The organism is Novosphingobium panipatense, from assembly GCF_900182875.1.
Classification (GTDB): Bacteria; Pseudomonadota; Alphaproteobacteria; order Sphingomonadales; family Sphingomonadaceae; genus Novosphingobium; species Novosphingobium panipatense.
Window position 1 is genome coordinate 342,608 of sequence record NZ_FXUI01000001.1, and the last position, 15,480, is coordinate 358,087.

Annotated in this window: 15 protein-coding genes; 5 read left to right on the top strand and 10 right to left on the bottom strand. The window is 65.8% G+C overall.

Annotated elements, in window-relative coordinates; genetic code table 11:
• Nucleotide 1: 1 nt before the first annotated feature.
• A complete protein-coding gene (egtD, locus tag QOL62_RS01645; RefSeq protein ID WP_283404932.1) occupies nt 2-988 on the top strand; it encodes an L-histidine N(alpha)-methyltransferase in 987 nt (328 codons plus the stop codon).
• 89 nt (nt 989-1,077) lie between these two features.
• Here the strand turns inward: egtD and QOL62_RS01650 are convergent, their stop codons facing one another.
• From QOL62_RS01650 to QOL62_RS01685, 7 genes are all read right to left on the bottom strand, one after another.
• Entirely contained in the window at nt 1,078-1,872 is a 795-nt protein-coding gene (locus QOL62_RS01650; protein ID WP_103728465.1) for an SDR family oxidoreductase, read from the bottom strand.
• A gap of 211 nt (nt 1,873-2,083) precedes the next feature.
• Nucleotides 2,084-4,183 (bottom strand): bifunctional glycosyltransferase/UDP-glucuronate decarboxylase, encoded by a 2,100-nt coding sequence (locus QOL62_RS19825; protein ID WP_346770649.1) that lies wholly within the window; start codon nt 4,181-4,183, stop codon nt 2,084-2,086.
• Nucleotides 4,180-5,265: a CgeB family protein gene (locus QOL62_RS01665; RefSeq protein WP_283404933.1), complete on the bottom strand. Its 1,086-nt coding sequence runs from the start codon at nt 5,263-5,265 to the stop codon at nt 4,180-4,182. Before QOL62_RS01665 ends, QOL62_RS19825 begins: the two co-directional genes overlap by 4 nt.
• Nucleotides 5,262-6,383, bottom strand: coding sequence for a CgeB family protein (locus QOL62_RS01670; protein ID WP_283404934.1), 1,122 nt, complete (start codon nt 6,381-6,383; stop codon nt 5,262-5,264). Before QOL62_RS01670 ends, QOL62_RS01665 begins: the two co-directional genes overlap by 4 nt.
• Entirely contained in the window at nt 6,380-7,498 is a 1,119-nt protein-coding gene (locus QOL62_RS01675; protein ID WP_283404935.1) for a glycosyltransferase family 4 protein, read from the bottom strand. The genes QOL62_RS01670 and QOL62_RS01675 overlap by 4 nt, the downstream gene beginning before the upstream one ends.
• Nucleotides 7,495-8,583, bottom strand: a complete 1,089-nt coding sequence (locus QOL62_RS01680; protein WP_283404936.1) for an NAD-dependent epimerase/dehydratase family protein — start codon at nt 8,581-8,583, stop codon at nt 7,495-7,497. Before QOL62_RS01680 ends, QOL62_RS01675 begins: the two co-directional genes overlap by 4 nt.
• Nucleotides 8,580-9,695 (bottom strand): NAD-dependent epimerase/dehydratase family protein, encoded by a 1,116-nt coding sequence (locus QOL62_RS01685; protein ID WP_103728470.1) that lies wholly within the window; start codon nt 9,693-9,695, stop codon nt 8,580-8,582. The genes QOL62_RS01680 and QOL62_RS01685 overlap by 4 nt, the downstream gene beginning before the upstream one ends.
• A gap of 184 nt (nt 9,696-9,879) precedes the next feature.
• Between QOL62_RS01685 and QOL62_RS01690 the strand changes: the two genes are divergently transcribed.
• Nucleotides 9,880-10,467: a histidine phosphatase family protein gene (locus QOL62_RS01690; protein WP_283404937.1), complete on the top strand. Its 588-nt coding sequence runs from the start codon at nt 9,880-9,882 to the stop codon at nt 10,465-10,467.
• Here QOL62_RS01690 and QOL62_RS01695 read toward each other — a convergent pair.
• Nucleotides 10,439-10,882 carry a DUF6165 family protein gene (locus tag QOL62_RS01695; RefSeq protein ID WP_283404938.1) on the bottom strand — a complete coding sequence of 148 codons (444 nt, stop codon included), beginning with the start codon at nt 10,880-10,882 and terminating at the stop codon, nt 10,439-10,441. The genes QOL62_RS01690 and QOL62_RS01695 overlap by 29 nt on opposite strands.
• On the bottom strand, nt 10,879-11,775 hold the full coding sequence (locus tag QOL62_RS01700) for a glycosyltransferase family protein (RefSeq protein ID WP_283404939.1): 897 nt from the start codon (nt 11,773-11,775) through the stop codon (nt 10,879-10,881). The genes QOL62_RS01695 and QOL62_RS01700 overlap by 4 nt, the downstream gene beginning before the upstream one ends.
• Before the next feature lie 222 nt (nt 11,776-11,997).
• Between QOL62_RS01700 and QOL62_RS01705 the strand changes: the two genes are divergently transcribed.
• From QOL62_RS01705 to QOL62_RS01715, 3 genes are read left to right on the top strand one after another with little or no spacing between them, the layout of a single operon-like run.
• Nucleotides 11,998-12,813, top strand: coding sequence for a TIGR04290 family methyltransferase (locus QOL62_RS01705; RefSeq protein WP_283404940.1), 816 nt, complete (start codon nt 11,998-12,000; stop codon nt 12,811-12,813).
• Nucleotides 12,810-13,820 carry a glycoside hydrolase 5 family protein gene (locus QOL62_RS01710; RefSeq protein ID WP_283404941.1) on the top strand — a complete coding sequence of 337 codons (1,011 nt, stop codon included), beginning with the start codon at nt 12,810-12,812 and terminating at the stop codon, nt 13,818-13,820. Before QOL62_RS01705 ends, QOL62_RS01710 begins: the two co-directional genes overlap by 4 nt.
• The gene (locus tag QOL62_RS01715; RefSeq protein ID WP_103728475.1) at nt 13,820-14,932 is read left to right on the top strand and encodes an inositol-3-phosphate synthase; all 1,113 of its coding nucleotides are present in this window, start codon (nt 13,820-13,822) and stop codon (nt 14,930-14,932) included. The genes QOL62_RS01710 and QOL62_RS01715 overlap by 1 nt, the downstream gene beginning before the upstream one ends.
• 20 nt (nt 14,933-14,952) lie before the next feature.
• Here QOL62_RS01715 and QOL62_RS01720 read toward each other — a convergent pair whose 3' ends face one another.
• Nucleotides 14,953-15,480 (bottom strand): DUF1003 domain-containing protein, encoded by a 528-nt coding sequence (locus tag QOL62_RS01720; protein ID WP_283404942.1) that lies wholly within the window; start codon nt 15,478-15,480, stop codon nt 14,953-14,955.

The window sequence follows — 15,480 nt, forward strand, 5'->3', positions numbered from 1 at the left end:
CATGGCAACGGCAATCCACGACCTTGTCGATACGGATCGCGACGCGCTGCGTGCGCAGTTCCGCCGCGACGTCCTGACCGGCCTTTCCCAGCCGAGGAAGGCGATCCCGGCGCGCTGGTTCTACGATCATCGGGGCAGCGAACTGTTCGAGGAGATCACCCGACTTCCCGAATACTATCCGACACGCACCGAGACGAGCATTCTCATGGCGCACGCCACGCGGCTGGGCAGGCTCATCGGCGCGAGGCATCACGTGGTGGTGGAGTTCGGCGCGGGCAGCGCGACCAAGACGCCGCTGTTGCTGGATGCGATCTGGACAGCGGCTTACGTGCCCATCGACATCTCGGGCGAGTTCCTGAGCGAGTCCTGCGAGACCCTGGCGCAGCGCTACCCGGACCTGCCTATCTATCCGGTCGAGGCGGACTTCATGGAAGGCGCCACACTGCCACCGCAAGTCGGAGCGCATCCCCGCCTCGGCTTCTTCCCCGGTTCCACCATCGGCAACATGGAGCCGATGGCGGCAACGGACCTCCTGCGTTCAATGCGCCGGACTCTGGGTTCGGACAGCCTGCTGCTCATCGGCTTCGATCGCATCAAGGACGAGCGGGAACTCGTCGCCGCCTATGACGATGCGCAAGGAGTGACTGCCGCGTTCAACCTGAACCTGGCGGCGCGGATCAATCAGGAACTGGGCGGCACCATACCGCTGGACGCGCTGGTTCACCGTGCCATCTGGAACGATGCCCGGGCCCGGATCGAGATGCATATCGAGACCACCCGCGACATCGCGTTCGACGTCTGTGGCCGCCGTTTCACGATGCGGGCGGGCGAAACGATCCACACGGAAAACAGCCACAAGTACGATCCGCGAAGCGCCGATACGCTGCTTCTCGCCGGAGGGTGGGAGCCGTTGCAGCGCTTCTGCGACGGGTCGGAGAAGTTCATGGTCATCCTGGCCCGTGCGATCGGCGAGGAGCTGACGGCCTGACCGCGCCGACGCGGAGACGACCCGAAAAGAAGGGCCACGCACTTTATCTTGCGCGGCCCTGATACTTCAGGCGGTGTGGTGAAGCGCGCTTACTTGGGCGGCATGCGGATCGCGCCGTCGAGGCGGATGCACTGGCCGTTGAAGTAGATGTTGCGCACCAGCTCCAGCACCAGAGAACCGAACTCCTCCGGGTTGCCCAGACGACGCGGGAAGGGGACTGCCTTGCCGAGGTTTTCGTACACTTCGGGGGCGTGTTCCTTGACGCGCAGCATCGGCGGGGTCGCGAAGGTGCCGGGCATGATGGCGTTCACGCGGATGCCGAGATCCATGAGGTCGCGGGCCATGGGCAGGACCATGGCGTTCACGGCGCCCTTGCCACCACCGTAGGCCACCTGGCCGATCTGGCCGTCCTCGGCCGCAGCGGACGACGTCAGGATGATCGTGCCGCGTTCGCCGTCTTCGTTCAGAGGGTCGGCGGTGGCCATGCCCAGTGCCGCGATGGAAGCGATGCGGTAGGACGCGGTGAAGATGCCTTCCGCAGACTTGGCGATCTGCTCGGTCGGAGTGCGCTTGTAGCCGCCGGTCTTCTTGTCGAAAGAGACAGTCTTGCCACCGCCCGCCACGATGGCGCAATGCACGACGATGCGCTCCTGACCGTGAGCTTCCCGGGCCTTGGCGAAGCCGGCCTCGACACTTTCCTCGTTCGTGATGTCGACATTGCAGAAGACACCGCCGATTTCCTTGGCGAAGGCCTCACCGGCTTCTTCGCTGATGTCGAAGATGGCGACCTTGACGCCTGCGGCGGCCAGCGCCTGCGCGCTCGCGCGGCCGAGGCCCGATGCGCCGCCGGTGACGACTGCGGCCAGGCTGTTGTCGATCTTCATTGGTGCTCTTCTCCCCGAATCAAGTACGGGGTCTGGCTAGCGCAGCGCGCGGAGCCATGTCGCGGCACCGATGCTAACCTGCTGCAAGTATCGCCCCAGCGGACGCGGCGCGAATGGCTGATCCTTGCGCAGGAACGCCCCGCACACCGGGGTGGCAGGGCGTTGAATATCCCGCTTATCTCCGCCGCCAGGTGAAGGCGGCAGGTGCCGCTTACTCGGCGGCGACCGAGATGGTCGGCTGGTCTTCCGAAGGCGTAGCGCCGATCTCCTCGGCGAACCAGGCGCAGGTGAGGGCGAGGCCTTCGTGAAGGGGCGTCCGCGGCGTCCAGCCCAGCTGTGCTTTGGCGCGGGAGATGTCCGGGCGGCGGCGGCGGGGGTCATCGACCGGCAGGGGCAGATGCGTGACCGTGACCGGCCGATCGACCAGATCGACGATCGCCTCCAGCAGTTCGGAGACGGTACGTTCTTCCGGGTTGCCGAGGTTGATCGGCTCCAGGCCGTCGATGTCGCACTCCATCAGCGCGATCAGCCCTTCGACCATGTCAGAGACATAGCAGAAGCTGCGCGTCTGTGTGCCGTCGCCGTAAATCGTGACATCCCGGCCCGACAGCGCCTGGCAGATGAGGTTCGATACCACGCGGCCATCGTCGGGATGCATGTGCGGGCCGAAAGTGTTGAAGATCCGCGCGACGCGAACCTGGGCGCGGCCCATGCGCGCGAAGTCGAAAGCCATGGCTTCGGCGGCGCGCTTTCCTTCGTCGTAGCAGGCGCGCGGGCCGGTGCAGTTTACCCATCCGCGATAGTCCTCGCGCTGGGGATGGACTTCGGGGTCGCCGTAGACCTCGCTCGTTGAGGTCAGCAGGAAGCGCGCACCCGAGGCTTCGGCCAGGCGGAGGAGGTGGTCCGTGCCGACCACGCAGGTCAGCATCGTGTGCTCCGGATCGGCTTGGTACTGCGGCGGCGAAGCGGCGCAGGCGAGATTGTAGATCCGCCCGATCTCGTTCGTACGCTCGATCACTGCGGCCGGCAGCGGGTTGACGATGTCGCCTTCGATGAACGCGAAGTTGGGGTGGCCTTCCAGCAGCCGGAGGTTCGAGGGTCGAGCCGTCTGAAGGTTGTCGAGGCACAGGACGCGGTGACCTCGCGCCAGGAGTTCGGCGCACAGGTGTGAGCCGATGAAGCCGGCTCCCCCGGCGACGAGCGTGAGCGGCTGATGATCGGCAGTCTTCATGGTCATCGTCTCCTTGGCTCGACCTTTTTTCTTCTGGCTGGCTTCCTGCAGATGCGCCTCGAGTTCGGCTGCGCGATGGGCCGCGGTGTGCGCTTCCAGCACGCGCTGCCGTGCCGCCGTGCCGACGCGGCGCTGGTCTGCGTCCAAAGCGGCAAGGGCATCTTCCGTCGTATCGGCAAGAACGATCTCGCTGCCGGGCACGAACAGGCTTTCGATACCATCCCAGCGGTCCGACAGGATCGGCGTGCCGCAGGCTGCCGCCTCGAAGAGCCGGACCGACGGGGACCAGCCGGCAGCAATCATATCCGCGCGGGTGACGTTGAGCGTCATGCGCGAGGCATTGTAGAAGGCGGCGTGTTCGGCAGGAGGCAGGTGCTCGATCCGTTCCACGTTCGCGGGCCAGTCGATATCGTCCGGGTACTGCGGACCCGCCACGGCGAAACGCAGATCGGGTCGGCGGCGGGCGGGCTCCAGCAGCAGGCGGTCAAGCGTAGGCTGGCGATCAGGGCTGTACGTGCCGAGGTAGGTGAGATCCCAAAGCGGCGGCGTGACGAGCGGACGATAGGCGGCGGGATCGACGGAGCAGTAGAGCGCCCGTGCTGCGGGCGAGCCATAGTCCTGTTCGATCCGGCGAAGAGTCGGCCCCCCGGTAAACGAGAGGTAGACATCGAACCCGGGGATCACTTCGGGGGACAGGTATTCGAAGTCACCCTTAAGCAGCTTGGCGAGCGTCACCGGTGTGTCGATGTCGTAGAAGGCCCTGACGCCCTTCGCCATAGCCTGGACGTAGCGGGAGACCTCCACGCCCTCGGGGACATACGAGCCCACGACGACCGCGTCGGCTGCCGCGATCTCGCTGCCATAGTGGCGCAGGTCGTCCAGATCGCGATAGTACTCGAGGCGGCAGAAGTCGGGATCGACAAGATCGCGGTTGTCGCCGGAATACCAGGGAACCTCCCGCTCGAGGAAAAGGACCTCATGCCCGCGCGCCGCGAAGGCAGCCAGAAGGGCCCGGAAGGTGGTGGCGTGGCCGTTACCCCAGGAGGAACCCAGGCTGAGGCCGAGAACGACGAGTTTCATGCGGCCTCCGGGGTGCGCTGGTGCTGCTGGAAGATACCGTGGACCTGCTCGGCACGCAGGGCGTAGGTGTGCTCGGCCAGCACGCGGTCAAGCGCCGCCTCTCCGATGGCTTTTGCGCGCTCGGGCGAGAGAGCGGCCAGGATCTCGGCCACGTCCTTGCCGTCGCGGGCGACGAGGATTTCCTCGTTCGGTCGCAGGAACATCTCGATCCCCTCCCACGCGTCTGTGATCAGGCAGGCAGCGGCGCCCGCCGCTTCGAACACGCGGGTTGCCGGGGAGAAGCCGACATTTGCCATGGAGTCGCGCGCGACGTTGAGCACCGCGCGCGGGGTGCAGTTGAAGGCGTTGTGATCGCCCGTCCCGACATGGCCGATGGCGCGTACGTTGGGCGTCACGCCCTTGTCATGCCAGCCGTTGCCGCCCAGCAGGAACTGCCGGTCTGGCAGCGCGGCGGCCGGACGCAGGAAGAACTCCTCAATGCGACTCTCACGGTCCGGCAGGCGGTTGGCCAGCAGGCCGAGGTCAGCCTCGAAGCGTGGATCGCGAGGGGCGGGGTGGTGCGTGTCCGGATCAAGCGCATTGTAGACGGGCTCGCAACGCTGGGCTCCGAACGCTGTGTAGGCGTCGACCACCGGCGGGCCGCCGCCATAGGTCAGCACCATGTCGAGCGAGGGCAGCGCCTTAAGCACCGGGTGCGAGGGATCGCTCCGCATCTCGTCGAGGGTGGCGGCGGCATCCACGTCCCAGAAGATGCGTAGCGCTTCCGGGCGGCTTTGCGCGACGATGCCTTCGAGCAGCTCGCGGTCGAACACGCCCACGCCGTTGGCCTTGACCACGATGTCCGCGCCGCCGGCCTCCGCGAGGACGGAGCGCAGGCCTTCCTCGGTGGCCGGATAGACTACCGAGCGGGCCCATTCAGGCGGTTCTATGTCGCGGTGCTGCTGGCGATCGAAAGCGTCGGGCTCATAGAAGGTGATGTCGTATCCGTGCCCGGCCAGTGCCTTGAGAATGCCGCGATAGTACGTCGCCGCGCCGTTCCAGTAGGAGGACAGCAGGCTCGATCCATAGAAGGCGATTTTCATGCGAAATCCCTGACAGAGGTGGTTTGCGGTGCCCGCAGGTGGCTCACGATCGAGAGCAGTTCGTCAACGCGGTGCGCACAGGTGTGGCGGGCAAGGATCGTCTCCATCCCGCTCTGCACAAGCGCCTCGCGAAGGTCCGCATCATTGCGAAGGGCGGTGAGATGGTGCGTCATCTCCTGGCCGTTGCGCGCGACAAGATAGTCCCTGCCGGGGCGGAAGAGGCCTTCGGCATCGTCCCAGGGCGCCGAGACCAGCGGTATGCCGCAGGCGAGTGCTTCGAAGACGCGGATCGTCGGTATGCCGGGCAGGATGGTGGCGTAGTAGCGGCGCGGGACATGCACCGTTGCCATGTGATTGGCGAAGATGGACGGTGCCCGCGCGTTGGCGGCCCACCCATGATAGTTTACCCCGTAACGGGCCAGTGTCGCCCGGGCCTCCTCGGGATAACGCACGCCGTATATGTCGAGAGCAAGCCGCGCCTCCTGCGCGGGGCGGAACAGGAACCGCTCCAGTTCCTCCGTTCGTTCGCCGTCGCCCCAGTTGCCTATCCAGACAAGGCCTTCGCGGCCTTCGGCGGGTTGCATCGGCGGGTGAAAGCGGCGCGTATCGGCCGCTTCGTGCCAGGTCCAGACGCGACCCTGCCATCCCCAGCCACGGTAGACTTCGCTCAGCGCCTCGCCGAACGCAAGGACACCGTCGTAGCCGGACAGATCATAGGCCCGCATCGCTTCCGGTTCGCTCACAGCCCGGTGATGGGTGTCATGGAACAGGAGGGAGAAGCTGGCGCCGCCCGCCCGGATGCGCCCTATGCGGGCGACCAGATCGTGATCGTTCCACTCGTGCACGATGACGAGGTCCGCACCCTCCAGCATCGGCTCCACCGGATCGGCGGCATCGTAGGCGCGGGAGGAGAGTTCCGGATAGGCGGTACGATAGGGTTCAAGGCCCTCTTCGCCGTGATCGGCAAGAAGGTTCGCGAGGCTCCAGGAGTTCGCCGGTTCGCGGACCTCGACCTCGTGCCCGCGGGCGAGAAGTTCGCTGAGCACACCTCGCAGGAAATGCGCATTCCCGTGATTCCAGCAGGAGGCGAGGGAGTGCGTGAAATAGACGATCTTCATGCCGCGACCCTCCCGGCGGCGGGACTGGACGCCAGTGCTTCGCGATAGATCGCGAGCATGGAGTCCGCCATCTTCCGGGGCGCGTACTGCGCTGCGCGCTTGCGGGCCGCCTCGCTCAGACGGAGCCGCAGGGCCTCGTCCTCCACCAGCCCGGTGATGGCGCGCTCCAGGGCGATTTCGTCCCCTGCCGGGACGAAGCAGGCAGCCCCGTCCCAGAGCTCGCGGAATGTGTCGATGTCGGACAAGACGAGCGGGCATCCCGCCTGCGCCGCTTCCAGCACGGCGAGGCCGAAGGGCTCGAACGACGCTGCCGAGACGAAGATGGGCCGCGCGGCCAGTTCACGGCCAAGCTGCACCGCGTCGAGCTGGCCGAGCAGGTTGAGGTGGTGAAGCTCGACCCGTTCGCCGTGCGGCCCCACCGGGTTGCCGGCTGCGCTGAAGGGGACGTGGATGCGGGCCGCCACCCGATCCAGCATCCCGGCGCACTTGACGCTGTCCCACAACCGCCCGACGGTGAGCGCACGGTCCGGGAAGGGACCTTCTGTCGGCGCGGCGATGGGCGTGCGTCCGTTGTGGACCACGACCGGCGCCTGATCGAGTGCGTAGTAGCGGGCGATGGTGCGGGCGTAGCTGGCGGAAGGGGCAACCACGCGATCGGCCGCTCTCAGGCCCTGCGCCATGAGATCGCGGTGCCAGTGGTAGTCCGTGCCCAACGCCTCGCCGGGTTTTGCCGCTTCCCACCAGGTCGCGACGCAGCCGTGGGTGACGGCGACGACCGGAACCGGAGGGGGCGGGGCGGCCGCAAGCGTGGGCATGTTGAGCTGGACGATGTCCGCCGCGATGTCACCGGCGAACTCCGCGAGCATGCGACCGGCGGCGAGGATCGGATCGGCGCTGTCGCTCAGCCAATCGAGTGGAAGACCTGTCTCGACGATGGTGACACCATCGATCCTGTGGGCTTCTTCGCGTTGGGCGGCGTCGGGCTTCGGGCCCATCACGGCAAGCACGGGTTCCACGCCACGCGCCGCAAGGCCGCTCGCCAGGTCCAGCCCGTATTGCCACACTCCCCCGACCGCATCGACCGTGATGAGGGCGCGCAGGCCGGCCCCGCTCACAGCGCTGCCACCTGGTTCGGTGCCGCCGCGAGCCGCTCTTCGGGGAGAGTGCTGTTCAGCCCCCGCTCTGCCGCCAGCCAGCGCGCCAGCCGCTCGACCCCTTCGCGCCAGGGCAGTGGAGTGGAAAGATCCAACGCAGCGTCGACGGCGCGACGGTCTGCCACGAAGTAGCGCTGGTCGCCGGCGCGCCAGTCCTCGAACCGGAGCGGCACCTCGCTGCCGAGCAGCGCGCCGATGTGCGCCAGCAGCGTGCGAAGGCTGACTGCGTTGGCCGTGCCGCCGCCGAGATTGAAGGCGCGCCCGGCGACCGTATCGATGCGCTGCCAGGCGGCGAGATAAGCGGCAACGGCGTCGTCCACGTGGAGAATGTCGCGCACCTGATGACCGTCACCGTAGAGTGTGATCGGCTCCCCTTCCAGGGCGCGGATGAGGAAGTGCGCCACCCAGCCCTGATCTTCGGTGCCCATCTGGCGCTCGCCGTAGATGCAGCTCATGCGCAGGACTGCGGAGGGAACGCCGTAGCTGCGCGCATAGTCGAGCACGTACTGGTCTGCGCCGCCCTTGGAACAGCCGTAAGGCGTGTGAAAGTCGAGCGGACGGTCCTCCCCGATGCCGTGGTTGCGGACGCCTTCGTCGGCGGGAAGGTGGCCCTGCTCGGTCGCGGCGAACGCAAGGTCGGCGAGGTCGCCGTAAACCTTGTTCGTCGATGCGAACACCACCGGAATGGTCTGGCGGCGCGCGGCCTCGAGGACGTTGAAGGTCCCCCCCAGGTTGATGTCGAAGTCTTCGCGAGGGTCGGTCAGGCTGGTCGTGACGGCGACCTGCGCCGCCATGTGGAAGATCGCCTGCGTACCGTCCGCGGCCTCGGCAAGGCGCGCCGCGTCGCGGATGTCGGCAATCATTGGTTCGATCCGGTCGCCATGGCGGTCGCGTAGCCATGCCAGATTGCGCTCCACCCCGGCACGGGCAAGCGCATCATAGATGATGACGCGGTGCCCTTCGCGAGCCAGTTTGTCCGCAAGGTTGCAGCCGATGAAGCCCGCGCCGCCGGTGACGAGGATCGGACGGTCCGTCGTCGTCGTCATGCGACGAGCCCCCGCGCCTCGAGCTCCGCGCGGGCCTGCTGCACGCGGTCTTCGGCGGTCTGCTGGTGGACCCATTCGGCGAGCTCGGCGAGGCCTTCCTCGAAATCCTGCCTTGCGGCGAAGCCAAGCTTGTCCGCCGCAAGGCTGGTGTCGCAGAAGCAGTGGCGGATGTCGCCGGTCCGCGCCTTGCCGACGATCTCGGGTTCGATGTCGTTCTTGCCCATGGCCCGCGCGAGCGCCTGCGCCACTTCGGTCACGGAGCGGTCCCTGCCGGAGCCGATGTTGAAGGTCTGGCCGGTGGCCTGCGGCAGCACCAGGGCGTCCGCGAAGGCGCGGGCGACATCGCTGACGTGGACGAAGTCGCGGCGCTGCTCGCCATCCTCGAATATCATCGGCTGCTGGCCGTTCAGCAGACGCGACGCGAAGATCGCGAGGACGCCGGTGTAGGGATTGGAGAGCGCCTGGCCCGGCCCGTAGACGTTGAACAGGCGAAGGCAGACGCTCTCGATGCCGTAGGGTGCGCCCATGATGTGCGTGGTGCGCTCCTGCACGTACTTGTTGAGCGCATAGATCGAAGCAAGGCTCGGCCGTTTCCACTCGGGCGTGGCGACGGGGGTCAGCGGACGGCCTTGGCCATCGGTCGGATCCCAGATCTTCTGCCCGTCGCGCAGCAGCCCGCGCTCCGCGTCCTGCACCAGATTTCCGTCCTCGTCGTGGTAGAGGCCTTCGCCATAGATGCTCATGGAGGAGGCGGTGACGACGCGGCGCACCGGATTGTCTATCAGCCGCTCGAACAGAACGGCGGTGCCGACATCGTTGGTGGAGGTGTAGCGTTCCACTTCGTACATGGACTGCCCGACGCCCACTTCGGCGGCAAGATGAATGACGCTGTCCACCCCCTTGAGGGCCTGCGCGACCGCATCGCCATCGCGGATATCCGCGACTATCAGTTCGGCGTCCGGGGAAAGCGCTTCAGGGCGACCCTTGCCGCCATGAACCTGGTCCAGCAGGCAGTCCAGGATCCGCACCGTGTTGCCGCGGCGCAGCAGTTCTTCGGTGACGAACCGCCCGATAAAGCCCGCGCCGCCGGTGATGAGTACGTTTTCCGCCATGCCTTGACCCCCGCTTGTCGTCAGGAAAATGTATTGGCCGATCAGGCCGTCGCGGGGGTCAACATCTTCTTCTTCATCTTGTTCCGAAATATTTCCATCTTAACCTGGATCATTACTTTGCTTGTAGTTGCGATGCGGAAACCATCCTTGATGGCCTATTGATCCATGTTTAGGTCTGCTCAACATGCCCTTGATTCACTTGGCTCGCCACGGACACCATGATGAAGTCGGACGCGTTCTGAGCGGCCGTTCCGACATTGCGCTGAGCGTGGCGGGAACCCGCGAAGCGCAGGAACTCGCCGGCCTACTGGCGGGTACGCAGCTGGCTTCCATCCACAGCAGCCCGCGAAGGCGCACCATGCAGACGGCCGAAGCTGTCGCTATGCGTAAGGAGCTGGCTATTCTCCCCGCGCCTGAACTCGACGAGATCGACTTCGGCGCCTTCACCGGCCGCACCTTCGGCGAACTTGAGAACGATGTGGCGTGGGGGCGCTGGAATGCCGAACGCGCGACCTTTCGCTGTCCCGGCGGCGAAACGATGAAGGACGTGACGGAGCGCGCCTGCCGCTTCATCTTCTCCCTGGCGGCCCGGGACGAGCCGGCGCTCTGCGTCACGCATTGCGACGTGATCCGCGCGGTCGTGGCGCACGTACTCGGCCTCGCAGCTGATCGCATCTTCATGATCGACTGCGACCCCGCATCGCTCACCACGCTTTCAATCGAGGGAGGCGCCGTGCGGCTGGTCACGCTAAACCAGCGGGCCGGGCCGTAAGGATCGGTTCGACCGACAGCGGCGCCAGCGTGGCGGCGTAGCTCTTTTCCTCCACCAGCTCCGAATCGAGGAGGAGGTTGATCTGCCGCTTGATGGCCGCGCGCGTGTCGTTGGTCTGGTAGACCGAGCGGGCGAGGGCCACGAAGCGCGGGCCGAAACGGGCATCGGCCTCCTGCTGGCGGATGGCATCCTCCACCTCCCACAGCATCTGGTTTACCCGGCGCAGCCGATCCAGAAGCGTGGCCACACGGCCATTCTCCAGAACGGGAGCGGCGGCATCCTTCAGGAGCGCGTATTCCCGTTCCACGTTCGCCAGGCCGCTGCCGGGCGGAAGCTTCGAGCGCTTGATCTCGAGGATGGACAGCTTGTCCAGCAATTCGCCCCAGGACACGGGGACAGAAGGTGCATGTATCACTGCGTCACCTTTCCATTGCGACGGTTTCGGGCGTCAAGATCGCGAAGGATTTGCTCCGCTACGGACGGCCAGTCCCCCGGCCGGGACTGCACGTAGAGGCGGGTGTTCGGATACCACGCGCTGGTCTTGCGGTCCGGCGCCCAGCGCCAGTCCGGCTCTGTCTTCAGCATGAGCCATGTCGGCACGCCGAGCGCGCCCGCCAGATGTGCAACCATCGTGTCGACCGTCACGATGAGGGACGATCCCGCGATCAGGGAGGCCGTGGTCATGATGTCCAGCGGGCAGCCCCGCGGGTTCAGCACGTCCAGCGTCGTTTCTTCCGGCATGAGGGTGATGCACGGCGCGGCCCCGCAGAGCGGCGCGAGAAGCTCGGGCGGAATGCTGCGCGATAAATCCCACTCTCCCGCGCCGTGGCAGAGTGCGACTGTTCCTTCAGGCAGGATAGCCCGCGTTGTCGTGAGATAGGGTGCAGAAGCGGCTGAGGGCGGCAGGCGCAAGGCGAGGTCGAGCTCGGTGATCTCTATATCGCAGTCGCGCCGGGGCAGGGGCGAGGCAGGATCCATGCTCACGATGCGCGACAAGCCGGGGATCTGCCGCAGCAGCGGAACCAGCCGCCCTTGCGTCTCCAGCGTCACGGACGCGGCGCGCTGCGCCAGAGGCGTCAGGAAACGTGCGAACTGAAGTGTATCGCCAAGCCCGTGATAGCAGCGGACGAGCACGTCGCGCCCGTCGACAGGCTCGCCGTCCCAGACCCACCTCTCGTGGTAGGGGCGCGTCGGATCGTCGCGGGTCTGCGGATCGCGCGATCTGAGCACGGCATCGGCGATGGCCCAGGCGGCGTCGTAACGCTCTGCACGCATGGCTTGGGTCCAATCGGGCATGAGGTCGGGCATGAGGGGGCAAATGCACGAACAGCAAAGTGTATCCCTTGAGCCACCAACTACGATGAAGATCAAACGCAGGTTAGTACCTGCATTTAACAAGGGTTAGTATTTTCCAATCTTTGTAGATGCAGGGGAACAGGTTGGTACGATCATCGTTGGCTGGCGAGTTGACAGCATCTTTCTTCGCGCGTGAAATCCCTGTTTCATGCACGTCCATCTGGAGGGTTTCCATTGCGCCCAGCCGCCGCATCTCTTCGACCGCACGACTCGACGGAGCTGCGTTCCCGCATCGCGGAACTGGGCCCATGGTTTCACAACATCGATCTCGGCGGAGGGACGACGACGGCGCCGGAGCATTTCCTCGGTGACTATCCCAGCTTCAAGTTCGAGACGTTCGCGCACGTCCTGCCAGAGGACCTCACCGGCAAGACGGTGCTCGACATCGGGTGCAACGCCGGGTTCTACTCGGTCGAGATGAAGCGCCGGGGCGCCGCGCGGGTGGTGGGTATCGACAGCGATGACCGGTACCTGGCGCAGGCCCGCCTTGCCAGCGAGGCGCTGGGTTTCAAGGGAATCGAGTTCCGCAACCTGTCGGTCTACGACGTGGCCACCCTGGGCGAACGGTTCGACCTCGTGATCTTCATGGGCGTCCTGTACCACCTGCGCCACCCGCTGCTGGCCCTCGATCTCATCCGTGAGCACGTGGCGGGTGACATGATGCTGTTCCAGACGTTGCAGCAGGGCTCGGACGAGGTGCTGGAAGTTCCGCGCGATCATCCGTTCTTCATGCCCGGCACGACCCAGCCTCCCGCGTACTTCGATGATCCCGGCTATCCCAAGATGCACTTCATCGAGCACGAGTTCGCCCATGACTGGACGAACTGGTGGGCGCCCAATGCCGCCTGCAGTCAGGCGATGCTTCGCGCGGCAGGCTTCAGCATCGTCGCCCATCCCCAGCCCGACGTCTACCTTTGCCGCACTGCGCAAGTGCCTTTCGCCGGCTACGGTCCAGCCGCAGTTTACCCATCCCGAGGAGAAGACCGTTGATCGAAGCGGCAATGATCTGGAACGAGCCGAACAACAAGTCTCACTGGGATCCGGGGCTGGACCCCGATTGGAAACTGTTCTCGGAACACGTCGTCGCGGCGGGGCAGGCGATCCGCGAGGTGAATCCTTCCGTGACGCGTGTTCTTGGCGGCATGTCCCCCATCGATCCGCACTGGCTGCGGCTGGTTGAGCGGCATGGAGCGCTCGACGCGGTCGATGTCGTGGCGGTGCATGGTTTCCCGCTGGACTGGAATCTGTGGCCGCTCGCTGACTGGCCGGCCAAGATCGCCGAGATCAAGGCCGTCACGGATAAGCCGGTCTGGGTGACAGAAGTGGGCGTCAGCTCCTTCGGCGCCGAGGAAGTGCAGGTTTTCGGGCTGGACCGTACCGCTCAGCTGCTGAAGGGGGTTGCACCCCGCGTCTTCTGGTATTCGCTGTTCGACCTGCCGATGAGCTGGGGCGCGGAAACGCGGCACCGGGAGGCAGAGGGCTCGTCTTACTACCGCCACTTCTACCTTGGCCTGATCCGGGAGGATGGTACGCCGAAGCCCGCCCTTGAGACTTACGCCCAGCACGCCGCCGAAGTCGGGCTGATGCAATGGTTCCATTTCGAGGACCCTCGCCTCGACGAAGCCGTCAGCTGGATGAAGCGGCTCGGCACGAAGCGGATCCGCACCGGCCTTTCGTGGGCTGACAGCTTCCGCCCCAACGCGGTCGACTGGTTCGACCGCCAGATGGAAGCGCTTGCGGACTTCGACGTCACCGTGACCTTCTGCTTCACCCCGCAGCACCTGGGGCTTGCGCCGCACCATACCAGTCCCGCGCGCGATCCGCAGGCGTTCGCGGATTTCTGCGCCTGGATGATCGACCGCTACGCTCCGGCTGGAAAGAGCCTGGAGATCGCCGCCCCGCCGGTGCCCCATGGGCTCGACCTTTCCGCGCCGGAGCTGTCACCTCTCAACTTTGACCGGGACGAACGTCTCAGCGCCGAACGGAGCATTGCCTGATGCTTTCGCCTGACCGCCACGGCATTAACGTCGCTATTGTCGGCATCGGCAATTGCGCGAGTTCCCTCGTCCAGGGCATCGAGCATTATCGGTCCGGAGCCAACGACCTCGTCGGGCTTTCGCACTACGACCTCGGCGGCTACAGCCCGAGCGATATCCACGTCGTCGCGGCCTGGGACGTTGACGAGCGCAAGGTCGGCCAGGATGTGGCGCGCGCGGTGTTCGCCAAGCCGAACTGCACGGCGGTATTCTGCCCGACCATCGAGGACACCGGCGCCGTCGTGCGCATGGGCCGCGTGCTGGACGGCGTGGCCGACCACATGGCCGACTATCCCGAGGAGCGTACCTTCAGGGTCGCGCGTGAGGAGGAGCCGAGCAAGGAGGACGTCATCGCCGTCCTGCGCGAGGCACAGGTCGACGTTCTCATGAATTACCTCCCGGTCGGCTCGCAGCAGGCCAGCGAGTTCTACGCGGAATGTGCGCTTGAGGCGGGCGTTGCGTTCGTCAACAACATCCCCGTATTCATCGCCAGCAATCCGGAGTGGGCGCGGCGCTTCGAGGCGGCCGGGGTGCCGATCATCGGGGACGACATCAAGGCCCAGCTCGGTGCCACCATCGTCCACCGGGTTCTGACGGACCTCTTCCGCAAGCGCGGCGTGAAGCTGGACCGCACGTACCAGCTGAACACGGGCGGCAACACAGACTTCCTCAACATGCTGAACCGAACCCGGCTTGCCTCCAAGAAGGAATCGAAGACAGAAGCCGTCCAGTCGGTCGCGCAGGTCCGTCTGGAGGATGAGAACATTCACGTCGGTCCCAGCGATTACGTTGCCTGGCAGAACGACAACAAGGTCTGCTTCCTGCGCATGGAGGGGCAGCTCTTCGGCGGCGTACCGATGAACCTGGAACTGCGGCTGTCGGTAGAGGACAGCCCGAACAGCGCCGGCGTCGCGATCGACATGATCCGCTGCGCCAAGCTGGCCCGGCAGCGCGGCCTGGCCGGGCCGGTACTGCCCGCCGCCGCCTGGTTCTGCAAGCATCCGCCGGTCCAGATGCCGGACGACGAAGCGCATGCAGCTTTCGAAGCCTTCATCGCACAGCCTGCCGCATGACGCCTCACGAGCGGCGCGCTTCAGCGCTTCAGAGTCTGCTCGCGCCGGCGCTCGTCCAGCGCGTCGAGCACCTGCGTCGGCTCGACGTCCTTGTGGATCTCCTCGAACTGGGGGTCAGTCACATCGACGCCGAGCCGCTCCGCGATGCGGCTGACGATGCTGGCCAGCTTGGTAAGCTCGTGCTCGGTCAGCAGGTTGACGTGCAGGTCGAGGTCCGCCCGGCGATCCGCCATGGCCGCCATGCGGTTCTGGCTGATCAGCACGAACGTGGACAGGAAGATCGCTTCCACAGAGGCGACCATCGCCAGCACCACGAAGCTGGGGTCAAACGGCCGGACGATCGGCAACCAGCCCAGATTGATCACTATCCAGCTGCCGAAGATCACCAGATGCAGCGCGACGAAGACCATGGAGCCGGTGAAAGCGGTAATGCGGTCGGCGATGCGGTCACTCAGCGGCGCCTTCTCCGCCTCGGCCTGCTGGCGCGCGGTGAGGTTGGCAATATTCTCACGCAGGGCTGCGGCCATTTCGCGATCGGGAGCCTTCAT

Bases quoted from the DNA above. Each gene is read 5' to 3' on its own strand.
- QOL62_RS01670 (WP_283404934.1), bottom strand. From the start codon at position 6,383: ATGAAGATCGTCTATTTCACGCACTCCCTCGCCTCCTGCTGGAATCAC.
- QOL62_RS01715 (WP_103728475.1), top strand. From the start codon at position 13,820: ATGCTTTCGCCTGACCGCCACGGCATTAACGTCGCTATTGTCGGCATC.
- QOL62_RS01680 (WP_283404936.1), bottom strand. From the start codon at position 8,583: ATGACGACGACGACGGACCGTCCGATCCTCGTCACCGGCGGCGCGGGC.
- QOL62_RS01700 (WP_283404939.1), bottom strand. From the start codon at position 11,775: ATGCCCGACCTCATGCCCGATTGGACCCAAGCCATGCGTGCAGAGCGT.
- QOL62_RS01650 (WP_103728465.1), bottom strand. From the start codon at position 1,872: ATGAAGATCGACAACAGCCTGGCCGCAGTCGTCACCGGCGGCGCATCG.
- QOL62_RS19825 (WP_346770649.1), bottom strand. From the start codon at position 4,183: ATGAAACTCGTCGTTCTCGGCCTCAGCCTGGGTTCCTCCTGGGGTAAC.
- QOL62_RS01665 (WP_283404933.1), bottom strand. From the start codon at position 5,265: ATGAAAATCGCCTTCTATGGATCGAGCCTGCTGTCCTCCTACTGGAAC.
- egtD (WP_283404932.1), top strand. From the start codon at position 2: ATGGCAACGGCAATCCACGACCTTGTCGATACGGATCGCGACGCGCTG.
- QOL62_RS01720 (WP_283404942.1), bottom strand. From the start codon at position 15,480: ATGAAGGCTCCCGATCGCGAAATGGCCGCAGCCCTGCGTGAGAATATT.
- QOL62_RS01685 (WP_103728470.1), bottom strand. From the start codon at position 9,695: ATGGCGGAAAACGTACTCATCACCGGCGGCGCGGGCTTTATCGGGCGG.
- QOL62_RS01690 (WP_283404937.1), top strand. From the start codon at position 9,880: ATGCCCTTGATTCACTTGGCTCGCCACGGACACCATGATGAAGTCGGA.